This window comes from Shewanella sp. 10N.286.52.C2, assembly GCF_002874545.1.
GTDB lineage: Bacteria > Pseudomonadota > Gammaproteobacteria > Enterobacterales > Shewanellaceae > Shewanella.
This window is the reverse complement of record NZ_MCTV01000035.1, coordinates 98,388-110,172: the sequence shown is the minus strand read 5'-3', so window position 1 is coordinate 110,172 and position 11,785 is coordinate 98,388. Positions and strand designations below refer to the sequence as shown.

The following is an 11,785-nucleotide window of genomic DNA, read 5'->3' as shown; positions in this document are numbered from 1 at the left end:
CTAACGATCATTATCGTTAGGCATTTTTTGTGAGTAGAAAAATTTCTTATAAGTGCTAAAAATTGATTTTAGAATCTACCGTTAATGGCGATGCCAACGCTAGTATCTGAATCGCTATCGATAAAGCGTTGCTCAATAGCGGCTCTAGCCGATACATATTTAGAAAAGTTCCAAAAGTAGCTGGTGTTGAGTGTATAGATATTAAAACTGTCGGAGTCACTATAATCTCGGTTACTCTCATATATCTCATCAGCCGTTTCTTGGGAAAAACGATGTGAACTGTCGCGGTCATAATTACGGTATTGATACCCGCCTCCAACAGACCATGAATTGGTAATATACCAATCAGCATCAACCCCTAGGTTGGTTTCTTTTGTTGTACCCTCATTAGCGGCTTCAATTCTAGCCTCAACAACTTCATCATTGTCATCTAAAAAAAGACTATCGTATTTGCTGTCGTATTCAGAATCAGTATTTGAGTAGCTACCTACAGCGGTTAACATCAGGCCTGATGTGGATTCGAACGGTAAGTAATGCTGGTATTCAACTTGGAAGCCATCGTAATCTTCACTTGAGTTTCGGTTATAATCACCGATAACTTCATGAGACGTATGTGTAGAGTTCGAGTCTGAGTGGGTCAGGTACGACAAGGTCAATTTAGCATGTGGATTAAAATAATAACCTGCTTTGAGTTCGTAGGCATCTAGATCTGTGGTTGTTGGTGCCCAGTCCCTGTCAGTGGATAGTCGAGAATAAGCGCCACCAACAAAGATTTTAGAGTCAAACACATATTCGCCTGAAAGCTCATACAGATCTTGGTGTTCTGTCATTGCATAGCGGGCTGAAACCACAGAAGATTGGCTTAAGAATGTGGCGAGAGCATAGGGGACGTCATTTTGCTTGACCCCTTGAAAATAATAACTATATTTAGCGCTAGCTAAACCGTCAGAGCTTTCACTGGTGTCGAGAAAGCCAATTTCAGCTTCGTGATGAAATGTGCTGTCAGCGGCAAAAGCGGCGCTGCTAGCGAGATAGAGCATCACTGCCAGTGATAACGTGCTACGAGTCATAATTCTTCCTTGAGTTTAATTGAGCTTGTTTATCTAATAAATTTGCAGGTAAATTAGTACCTTAAGTTTTACCTGTGAGGTAAACATACCTTTATTGTTTGTTTTTGCAACATATTTAGCAAGGTGTTTGGTGTTTAATGAGTAGAGTGTATTGTCAAAAATGTAGCTACCCGCAGTCGGCTTGTATCTGTGATAGCGTGACTAAGATGACGGCTAAAACTGAGGTGATTGTGCTGCAGCACCCCTCTGAAGTTGAGCATGCAAAAAATACTGTTAAATTGCTGAGTTTAACCCTGCCGCAAACTCAAGTGGTGGTGGGTGAAAGCGCTGATGACTTTGCGCCATTGCGACAACAGCTGGCAAGGGCCAATAAACCTGTGTATCTGGTGTATCCCTGTGAAAATAGTCAAAATGCAGCGGACTCGTCAGTACCAGCAGATTGCTGCATTTTATTAATTGATGGCACCTGGCGCAAAGCATTCAAAATGTTGCAGCTTAATCCGTGGTTATTGGAGCTTCCGGCATTGCATATTGAATTTGAAGGGGTTTCACAATATCTTATTCGCAAGGCCAAACGTAGCGACAGTTTATCAACACTGGAAGCCACCGCTTATACATTGCAAGCAATCGATAGCGAACTTGATATCAGCCCGCTATTTAGCGCCTTTGATGCCATGGTGCAACATAAGCTCAATGCCATGCCTGCTGAGGTGCGAGCCCGTTATATTGAGTCTAAAAACAACCAGGAAGGTTAATTGTATGTCGCTAAACTTATATTCAAACAGTCTATTAAGGCTAATGAGCAAGCTATTACTGCTTTCAAGTTTGCTAGGCGTTATTGCCGTGGCTGCTCAGGCATCTGATAAGCCGCGACTGACCTTGTCGCAACAAGCTGAGCAAGGTCGAATCGACTCGAAAAAGACGGAGCAAAGTCAGCTTGAAAAAGCCCGCCAAGCAGCCAGCGACACCAGCAGTCGTGAGCAAGAAATTATTGAACGCCAAGAGCCTGGTGAGTGGCAACAACAGCAGTTAGAGAAATCTCAAGCGCAGTTTCAACAGCGAGAATCTCGGGCGGATAAATATTTGCGTGAGGCTAAAGAAGCTGCAGCTAAAGAGCGTAAAATCGAAGAAAAGTAAGCGCTTTGGCAATGCAGCACTATTAACTAGCTGATTAGCGCTTTATAGCCATCGCTTGCTTCATCGGCAACAAATTCCAGATAGTTATTAATGCTGTCTAAACTGTCCTCATGATAATGGGACACATACAGCAGCTGACTGAGGTTTTCTCTGGCGATCAATTCAAGGGTATTTTTGACTAAGCGAATACCCAGATAATCTAGCCCTTGATAGGGCTCATCTAAAATCAATAATGTTGGCTGTTTAACTAACGCTCTGGCAATTAACAATAGTCGCTGTTGGCTGTAATCCAGTTGCTTAAACGAGACTTTGGCATAGTGGGACATATGCAAAATGCTGAGCCAATCTTGGGCGATATCTTGCTGGGCTTGAGTGGCTTTTTGGTACAGGCCAATAGAGTCATAAAAGCCGGATAAAATCACATCTTTAGCACTGCAACCGACGCGATATTGCAGGTGTAATGCCGATGACACCATACCGATATGCTGCTTTATTTCCCAAATACTTTCTCCAGTGCCACGTTGCTTACCAAAGATATGAATATCATTGCTGTAGCATTGTGGGTGGTCGCCAAAAATAAGCCCTAACAAGGTACTTTTACCACAGCCATTGGGGCCTTTTACCTGCCAGTGTTGGCCTTTATCAATGCGCCAATTAACCTCAGTAAAAATGGTTTTATCACTGTAAGCCACCTTGCCATTTTTAAGTTCAAAGATGGGGTTATCAAATGGGCTTTGATGGCGGTGGCGCTGCATGATTGCCAGCATTTGCTCGCTTTGGACTTTAGATTGGGCGGTAATTTGGCTTATAACAGGGTGTTGCTCCCAGCTGGCTTTATCCATGATGCTATCAAGTTTGCTGTGGCTGAATATAGCAATCTGATTTATCCATGTGGGCATATCTTCCTCGCGAGAAAATATCACCATCATTTGAATATCAAGCTGACTTAGATAAGCCGTTAAGCTTTGACGATGGCTAATGTCGAGCCCTGAATAGGGATTATCTAACACTAAAAAGTCCGGCTCGCTAGCAAGGGCAATGGCTAGCATCACACGACGGGTTTCGCCCGTTGAAAGTTCACGAAACCCGCGCTGTTGCAGCTGAACTAAATCAAGCTCCTCAAGCAGTTTGTCGGTTAATGTTTGCTTATGGCAATGGGCAAAAATTAATCCCGCGACCGTAGTGCCTTTATCGGCATAATCTAAAAAGTCACTGTCATCATTGGCGAGTTCAAGTGCTAATAACCTTTGTTGCTCAGCGAGTGAGACCTGAGCAACTCGGCCTGAGGTTTTATGTATCGCACCTGCGGTGACCTCAATGCTTGATGTATTTGATGTGTCAGAGCCAACGCCCACAGGTACATCTGCTAATAAGTCACCGAGCATGGCGCCAATATCACTGTGGGCGCTGAATACTCCCCAGGATTGGCGATGTTCAATTAACCACTGTTCAATCTCCAATGAGTTACTAGCACCGGCTGCGGTTAATTGCTCAAAGGTGATTTTCATGGGCTTGGACTCTCGATTTAAATTTAATAGTGGCCATAGATTATCAACACAATGTCATCAACCATAGTGTTTATTGAGCCACTCTACATAAATCGACACAATTTCAAATGTGCTTTGGATAACAAAATATTTAACAATTCAAGGGATACGCTGTAGATTGAAATACTACAAAAATGATAAAAACATGGATGATTTATGCGCTTAACGATACTTGCTGCTTGCCTTGCGGTTGCCTCTGGCACTTTTTCTGGTTCGATAATGGCTCAAACCCCTAACGCAGCACAACTTGCAAGCGATGTTGAAGCTAAGGTGTTGGAGTGGCGCCGTGACTTACATCAGCACCCTGAACTGTCTAACCGCGAGTTTAGAACCAGTAAAGTGATTGCCAAACACCTTGAGTCTTTAGGCTTAGAAGTACAAACCGGCATTGCGCACACTGGTGTAGTGGCGATATTAAAAGGCGCAAAGTCTGGGCCGCTAATCGGCATTCGCGCTGATATGGATGCGTTGCCAGTCACAGAAGAGGTTGATTTACCTTTTGCCTCCAAAGCCACTGATACTTATCGTGGCCAAAAAGTCGGCGTGATGCATGCCTGTGGTCATGACACTCATGTGGCGATGTTAATGGGCGTGGCAGAGAATCTGGTCAAGTCTAAAGACAGCCTTGCTGGCGATGTGATGTTTATCTTTCAGCCAGCAGAAGAAGGCGCGCCAGCGGGTGAAGAAGGCGGTGCAGAGTTAATGCTTAAAGAAGGCTTATTTGCTAGTCGTAAACCTGATCAAGTGTTTGGTATGCACGTGACCTCAAGTATGCCCACAGGGATGATTGGTTTGCGAGCAGGCCCTGCGATGGCTTCAGAAGATTCATTTACGATTACGGTAAAGGGTCGCCAAACCCATGGTTCTCGTCCTTGGGGCGGGGTGGACCCGATTGTGGCTTCAGCGCAAATAATTAATAGCGTACAAACCATTATTAGTCGCCGCGTTGATGTGACTAAAGCACCGGCAGTGGTGAGTTTTGGCGCCATTAATGGCGGTATACGCTCGAACATCATTCCTGATGAAGTTGAGTTGATTGGTACTATCCGAACCTTTGATCAAGATATGCGCGCCGACATTAAAGTAAAACTAGCTGAAATCGCGACGCTTTCTGCTCAAACCCTCGGCGCCACTGCCACCACAGAGATTGATGCAGGTTATCCAGTTACGGTTAATAACCCTGAGTTAGTCGCAAAAATGCGTCCGGTTATTCGTGAGGTTGTGGGCGATGATAATCTCATTGAGCCAGGGCTTATCACCGGCGCTGAGGACTTCTCCTACTATGCGCTTGAAACGCCGGGGCTGTTTTACTTTTTAGGGGTGACGCCAGCAGGCACAGATCCTGCCACTGTCGCCAGTAATCATTCGCCAGCATTTTTTGTTGATGAAAAAGCCTTAAAAGTGGGCGTTGAAACCATGACTCAGCTGGCATTAACTGCGCTAGGCGCGGTGAATTAAGCGATAAAAATACTAACAACGGGTTGTAGCAGGCCTGTTGTTCATTGCAATGACTTACAAGGAAACCATTATGAAACGCAACATCAGCGCGTTATGGGTATTACTCAGTTGCTGGGTGAGTACCGCGGCGATGGCCACCACAGTCGAGGATATCAATAGCTTTACTCTGGATAATGGCATGAAAATTATGGTGCTAGAAGATAGCAGCATACCCAATGCCAACATGTATTTGTTTTGGAAAGTGGGTTCTCGTAATGAGGCACCGGGCATTACTGGGATCTCGCATTTTTTCGAGCACATGATGTTTAACGGCTCAAAAAAGTATGGCCCTAAAATGTTTGACCGCACCATGGAAGCCGCGGGTGGCGCTAATAATGCTTATACCACTGAAGACACCACGGTATACACCAATTGGTTTCCTGCCAATGCGTTAGAAACCATTTTTGATCTCGAAGCTGATCGCATCGCTAACTTAGATATTAATTCGCAGATGGTAGAAAGCGAGCGTGGTGTGGTGCAATCAGAGCGCACCACAGGGCTTGAAAACTCCAACTGGCGCACCTTGCAACAAGAAGTAAAAGGTGCAGCGTTTAGAGCTCACCCTTATAGCTGGCCTGTGATTGGCCATGAGTCAGATATTGCCGCCTGGTCGCTAGCGGATTTACAGCAATACCATAAGACTTACTATGCGCCCAACAATGCTGTGGTGGTGATCGCAGGTGATGTTAAAACCGCGGAGGTGAAGCGTCTAGCGAAGCAATATTTTGGCGTCATTGCCGCCCAGCCCGCGCCATTAGCCGTTCGCACTGTAGAGCCGCTGCAAAAAGGTGAGCGCCGAGTCTTTGTTGAAAAAGCCTCTGTTACTACCCCTAATGTGCTGCTGGCGTATCATGTGCCATCCACGAAACATGCCGATTATTATGCGCTAGATATACTCAGCACTATTTTCAGTGAAGGTAATAGCTCACGGCTTTATCAAGGCTTGGTGGATAAGCAACTGGCCTCCGATGTGATGTCATATTTGCCGATGTCATTTGACCCTAATCTGTTTTACTTTCTTGGGGTCGCCAATGCAGGGATTGATGCATTGCAATTAGAAGCCTCAATGATTGCCGAGATAAACCGTATTGCCCTTGAAGGCGTTAGCGAGCAAGAGCTTGAAAAAGTGAAAAACATCAAGCTAATGGATTTTTATCGCACCATGCAAACCATCAATGGCCGCGCTAATACTTTAGGTCGTTATGAGCTGTATTTTGGCAGTTATGACAAACTATTTAGTGCGCCTGCAGCCTACAATAAGGTAACCGTTGCTGATATTCAGCGTGTTGCGCAAACCTATTTACGTAAGGCCAATCGCACCGTGGGTGTGTTAGCCGCCACAGAGGGAGCTGACTAATGATGTCATTGATAAAGCTTAAAAAGGCCAGCGCCTTAACGGTATCAGCCATAGCGCTTGCTTGTGGTGTGGGGTTGGCGGGCTGCAAAGCCACGACTGAGTCAAGCAAGCCCCTCGATACTGGCAGTTTCAGTATGCCGCAATATCAATCCATTACCCTTAAAAATGGCTTATTGGTTAATTTGATGGTGCAACAAGAAGTACCGATAATTAACTTTAATGCCGTTGTGCGCGCAGGGGCGGTAAACGACACCACATCTGGGGTGTCGTATATGACAATGAAAAGTTTATTACTGGGCGCCGGCGGTAAAAGCAAAGCTGAAATTGAGCAGATGGTGGACTTTCTCGGTGCAAGCTTATCTACAGCGTCAGGGCGTGAAAGCATGATGCTGGAAGCGGATTTTATGAGTAAAGATCTTGATACCATGCTCGATATTATCCAGCCAGTGCTCATAAGCCCTGACTTTGACCATAGTGAATTTGAAAAACTCAGACAGCGCGAAATTGTTGGCTTGTCACAAGCGAAAGAAAGCCCACGGGCGGTAATCGGTCGTTACTACAATAAGTTGATATTTGGTGAGCATCCTTACGCCAATCCGATATCAGGCAACAGTAAGTCATTAGCTGATATTAATGTCACTCAGCTACGGGCCTTTCATCAAAGTTATTTTCAGCCAAAAAATACCGCCATTAATGTGGTGGGTGACTTTGATATCGCAACCATGAAAGCCAAGCTGTCAACGGCATTTGGCGGCTGGAAAAACACTGACACTGCGGTGCAGCCTGATTTAACACAAGGGCTAGCGCCATTAACTGCCAGTAAGGTGTTATTAGTTGATAAACCCGATGCCATTGAAACCACTTTTGTTATTGGCGGTTTGGGGATTAAGCGCGATAACCCTGATTATGTGGGGCTAACGGTAGTAAATACCATTTTAGGGGGCCGTTTTACCTCATGGCTTAATGATGAGTTACGGGTTAACGCCGGGCTCACTTATGGGGCGCGTTCTGGCTTTAGTGCCTATTCTGCTGCAGGGGTGTTCTCTATCAGCACCTTTACTAAAACCAGCACCACCAAAGAAGCCATGGATTTAGCTTTAAAAACCTATGGCCGTTTATGGGAGCAAGGCATTGATCAACAAACCCTAGATTCAGCCAAAGCTTATGTCAAAGGTCAGTACCCTCCTAAGTTTGAAACCGGTGGCCAACTGGGCGAGTTACTGGCTGATATGTATATCTATAACTTTGATGATGCATTTATTAATGAGTTTCAAGCCAAGGTCGATGGGCTGACATTAGCCGAAACCCAGCGTCTCATTAACCGTTACTTTCCAAAAGACAATTTGCAGTATGTGCTTGTTGGTAACGCGGCTCAGATTGCCGATATTGCCAAAGAGTATGGTGAGGTTACTAAGGTTAATATTACCGATGTGGGCTTTGGCCAATAAGCTATCTCAGCGCGGAACAGGTTAAATAAACAAGCCTCGCATTATTGCGAGGCTTTTTGTTGGCTGCATTATGTGATTGGGATGAACCACTTAGTCTGAACCACTTAAGCCAGATTGATGTTTGAAACTTACCGTGGTTAAAACCTAAAACCTAAAACCTAAAACCTAGCTGGCGCCAGCAAAGTCCAATTGACGCCAAGCTTCATAGCTAATAATCGCCACTGAGTTAGACAGGTTTAAGCTGCGACTGTTAGCCGTCATCGGAATACGTAAGCGCTGCTCAGTGGGAATCGACTCAATGACATCCATAGGTAAGCCACGGGTTTCGGGCCCAAATAACAATACATCATCAGCAGCGAACGACAGCTCAGTATGAGGACGACTACCTTTGGTGGTGCAGGCCATAATACGTTTACCTGCCATGACGTCAAGGAAGGCTGCAAAATCTTTATGACGGGTGATATTGGTTAAGTCTGAGTAATCTAAGCCGGCGCGTCGAAGTTTTTTCTCTTCTAAATCAAAACCTAATGGCTCTATTAAATGTAGCTTAGCGCCATTATTGGCACAAAGACGGATAATGTTACCGGTATTAGGGGCAATTTCTGGTTCATAAAGCGCAATATGGAACATGGATAGCTACCTTCATTGATTGAGCTGGGAATTATACGCAAAACCAGCTGCTGGTGGTAATCAATTCACAATGTTCAATTCGAACGGCAGATCCGCTCAGGCAGGCTAATCACCACCTTGAGCCCATGGGGGGCAATAATGCTGGCATGTATCTCGCCTTTATTGAGCTTGATGGCGGCTTGGGTAATCGCCAGACCTAAGCCCCAACCACCTGATTCTCTGTCTCTTGAACTATCAGGGCGATAAAAAGGCTTAAATATTTTCTCTAACTCAACGTCTTCAATACCAGGACCATCGTCTTTAATGGTAATGACGACCTGTTGGTGTTGCTTTATTGCAGTGATTGAAATGTCACTATTGGCATAGCGAATGCCATTACGCAGTACATTTTCAATCGCCCGAGAAAGCGCTTTGGGGTAGTGATCTAGGCTAATGTTTTCTGGTATATCAATGAGTAATCTTTTCTGTTGTTGCTCGGCTTCAAATTCAGCATCATCAAGAATTTGACTGAGAGACTCGGCAAGTTCTAAGTGGACTTTATTTTCAGTATTACTGATGGTCACTCGCGATAAGGTCAGCAATTCTGCAATCAAAGCTTCTAGCTGCTCAGCTTCATAGCCAATGCGCTCAATCTCGACGCTGCTTTGTTGTTTTTTGCGAGCCAGCGCTAAAGAGAGTTGTAAGCGCGTTAAGGGGGTACGCAGTTCATGGGAGATATCACCCATTAGGCGCTGCTGGTTATGCATCATGGTTTCAATGGATTGCGCCATGGTATTGAATGCTTGTGCTAACTCGCCCATTTCATCGCCTCTGGCGGCAATACTGTCATCGACTCGAGCGCTTAAATCGCCGCTAGCAAGAGCGTTAGAGCTATGCTTGAGTGAGCGAAGTGGTTTGCCTAAATACCATGCTAAAAAGCCACATAATATGCCAGATAAGATCATGGCGATAATAGTGGTTAATAATTTATGGTCATTAAAGAAAAAGAACCAAGGTCTAGGGTGGTTATCTGGTACGCGACTGTAGATGCGATATTCTTGTTCCCCAGCAGTAAAAGTGTAAGGTCCAAAAATCAATTCATCACGGAACTGATGGCTCATTGGCGCGTTAAACTCTTCACTAATCAGCAAGAACTCTCTAAAGGTTCTAGGGACTTGCCTGCTATTAATCACAAGGTCTTGGTCATTGGTGATATAGAACTTAATCATTTTGCCATTTGGACTGCGATGGCGATGCAAGCGTTTTAAAGCTTTGTGATCTTCGAGTAATTTAGGATCTTCAATAAATGGTTTAGCTGTGCGTTTAAGTAGCTGTTGCTGCTTGGCTGTCATTGGCTGTTTGTCGTGGTTTTGCTGCAATAAAGGCAGTACAGCCACAAAGCCAATAATTAAAGAGCTGCCAAGCCAAAAGCCCAGCAGTAATTTGACAAATAAACGATTTAACGAAGATAGCTTAATCATTATGGGATCCAGATATAGCCTTTACCACGGATGGTTTTTACTCGAGGGCGACCATCGTGACGTTCAGGTAATTTTTTGCGCAGATTGGATAAATGCATGTCTAAACTGCGGTCAAATGGCATCAGTTTTTTACCCAAAACGGTTTCACTGAGCTGCTCTTTAGTGACCAAATCGCCTGCTTGAGTGATCAAGCTATGAAGCAATGAGAATTCAGTGCCGGTAAGAATAATAAGCTGATCATTACAGTACAGCTCTTGTCTGGCTTGATCTAAGCTTAAATCACCAAAGCTAATGGTATCTTGGGCGCCTGCATCTGCTTGAGTGAGGCTAGAACGGCGTAAAATAGCGCGTATACGGGCCACTAATTCACGATCGTTAAACGGTTTTGGCAGGTAGTCATCAGCGCCAATTTCTAACCCTACTACTCGGTCAATTTCATCGCCTCTGGCGGTAAGCATCAGCACTGGAGTTTGCTTTTGGGTGCGCAGGGCGCGCAGCACTTCAAAACCATTGAGTTTTGGCAGCATGACGTCTAATAAGATTAAATCAAAATCTTGATTCTGCGCAAAGTCTAGCCCTTGCTGACCATCAAATGCTTGAGTTAATTCAAAGCCTTCTAGCTCTAAAAGCTGGGCTAATAACTCTGATAAACCTACGTCATCATCGACTAATAAAATACGACTCATTACAACCTCACTCTGTTCCTAATGGCACTATATAACGAATGAGGTCACAAGGTTAGCAACATTGCACTCTTTTACAAATTGGTTTGTGTAACCTGAAATAGAGTGAACACCTCTATGGTTGAGTATTCAACTGGTATTTTCCATTTGTGCGGATATAAATCATCGCGCCATTTTCAGCGGCAGTGATCTGATGGGTAAATTGAGCAGTTGAACCAAAATAACTGCCTGCACTAAGATTTTTAGGGCTGTCAGTTTCTGCAGACTGATATTGTACATTTCCTTCTATCACAATGGCGCGAAATTCATCTGCATTAACATCGATTTTTCCTGTGTAACCTGCTGGGATTTTGACCATAGTGCCGCCAAGCTGCCCTGCGGCATTACCGCCCCATAGGGCAGTTACTTGCGCATCATTACCATTAATAAAACTAACATCTGTTGGGGTTAACCATACAAGATTAGCTTCATGGAGGTTAATGGGTCTTTCTCCGTTGTCAAACTGCTCATCTGAAGGTTTAACAAGATATGGTCCACTGTCAATTTCTAGAAAAATCAGATTTTCAGTGCCATTAGCAGAAGTGATATGGTTTTCACCTGCTGGTTGGGTCCAAAATGAGCCCGTTGGCATCCACATGCTGACTGCATTTGGATCGTCATTGTGCATTTGTCCCTTAATCACCACTCCACGGTAAGTAATATTATGAATATGGGGAGGAGATGAAAAGCCTTTGTTGAATTTGACTAACATGCCAGTCGGGACATTTTTAGTGCGATCGCCCCACAGGTTAGCAGCACCTGGGCTTTTATCGCCGCGAAGTGGGTTTAAATAGCCCCATTGAATTTCACCACTGCTAATCACTTCTGATTGTGGCTGGCTTTGCTCGGCTATGGCAGGAAATGCTGCAAAACTGCAGATTGCGACCAGAGATAAAGCGATAGGGGATAATATCATC

General features: G+C 44.6%; 11 protein-coding genes. 5 read left to right on the top strand and 6 right to left on the bottom strand.

What is annotated here, in order from left to right:
* Window positions 1–68: 68 nt before the first annotated feature.
* The gene (locus BCU94_RS12865) at window positions 69–1,070 is read right to left on the bottom strand and encodes a putative porin (RefSeq protein WP_102476594.1); all 1,002 of its coding nucleotides are present in this window, start codon (window positions 1,068–1,070) and stop codon (window positions 69–71) included.
* Between the two features lie 137 nt (window positions 1,071–1,207).
* Here BCU94_RS12865 and BCU94_RS12860 point away from each other — a divergent pair, with 137 nt between their 5' ends.
* The gene (locus BCU94_RS12860; protein WP_102476593.1) at window positions 1,208–1,825 is read left to right on the top strand and encodes a tRNA-uridine aminocarboxypropyltransferase; all 618 of its coding nucleotides are present in this window, start codon (window positions 1,208–1,210) and stop codon (window positions 1,823–1,825) included.
* A gap of 4 nt (window positions 1,826–1,829) precedes the next feature.
* Window positions 1,830–2,207 carry a hypothetical protein gene (locus BCU94_RS12855; RefSeq protein ID WP_241901066.1) on the top strand — a complete coding sequence of 126 codons (378 nt, stop codon included), beginning with the start codon at window positions 1,830–1,832 and terminating at the stop codon, window positions 2,205–2,207.
* Window positions 2,208–2,233: 26 nt separating this feature from the next.
* On the opposite strand, the gene BCU94_RS12850 is transcribed toward BCU94_RS12855, so the two are convergent.
* On the bottom strand, window positions 2,234–3,715 hold the full coding sequence (locus BCU94_RS12850) for an ATP-binding cassette domain-containing protein (RefSeq protein WP_102476592.1): 1,482 nt from the start codon (window positions 3,713–3,715) through the stop codon (window positions 2,234–2,236).
* A 258-nt stretch (window positions 3,716–3,973) separates the two neighbouring features.
* Here BCU94_RS12850 and BCU94_RS12845 point away from each other — a divergent pair, with 258 nt between their 5' ends.
* The 3 genes from BCU94_RS12845 to BCU94_RS12835 all read left to right on the top strand — a co-directional run bounded on the left by BCU94_RS12845 (window position 3,974) and on the right by BCU94_RS12835 (window position 8,056).
* On the top strand, window positions 3,974–5,212 hold the full coding sequence (locus BCU94_RS12845) for an amidohydrolase (protein WP_241901070.1): 1,239 nt from the start codon (window positions 3,974–3,976) through the stop codon (window positions 5,210–5,212).
* Between the two features lie 70 nt (window positions 5,213–5,282).
* Window positions 5,283–6,608: a pitrilysin family protein gene (locus tag BCU94_RS12840; protein ID WP_102476591.1), complete on the top strand. Its 1,326-nt coding sequence runs from the start codon at window positions 5,283–5,285 to the stop codon at window positions 6,606–6,608.
* A complete protein-coding gene (locus BCU94_RS12835; RefSeq protein WP_102476590.1) occupies window positions 6,608–8,056 on the top strand; it encodes a pitrilysin family protein in 1,449 nt (482 codons plus the stop codon). The genes BCU94_RS12840 and BCU94_RS12835 overlap by 1 nt, the downstream gene beginning before the upstream one ends.
* A 165-nt stretch (window positions 8,057–8,221) precedes the next feature.
* Here BCU94_RS12835 and trmL read toward each other — a convergent pair whose 3' ends face one another.
* The 4 genes from trmL to BCU94_RS12815 all read right to left on the bottom strand — a co-directional run bounded on the left by trmL (window position 8,222) and on the right by BCU94_RS12815 (window position 11,781).
* The gene (trmL, locus tag BCU94_RS12830; protein WP_102476589.1) at window positions 8,222–8,686 is read right to left on the bottom strand and encodes a tRNA (uridine(34)/cytosine(34)/5-carboxymethylaminomethyluridine(34)-2'-O)-methyltransferase TrmL; all 465 of its coding nucleotides are present in this window, start codon (window positions 8,684–8,686) and stop codon (window positions 8,222–8,224) included.
* Between the two features lie 74 nt (window positions 8,687–8,760).
* Complete coding sequence (locus BCU94_RS12825; RefSeq protein ID WP_102476588.1) at window positions 8,761–10,146, bottom strand: ATP-binding protein; 1,386 nt, start codon at window positions 10,144–10,146, stop codon at window positions 8,761–8,763.
* A complete protein-coding gene (locus tag BCU94_RS12820; RefSeq protein WP_102476587.1) occupies window positions 10,146–10,832 on the bottom strand; it encodes a response regulator in 687 nt (228 codons plus the stop codon). The genes BCU94_RS12825 and BCU94_RS12820 overlap by 1 nt, the downstream gene beginning before the upstream one ends.
* A 112-nt stretch (window positions 10,833–10,944) precedes the next feature.
* Entirely contained in the window at window positions 10,945–11,781 is an 837-nt protein-coding gene (locus tag BCU94_RS12815; protein ID WP_241905003.1) for a DUF4437 domain-containing protein, read from the bottom strand.
* Window positions 11,782–11,785 lie beyond the last annotated feature (4 nt).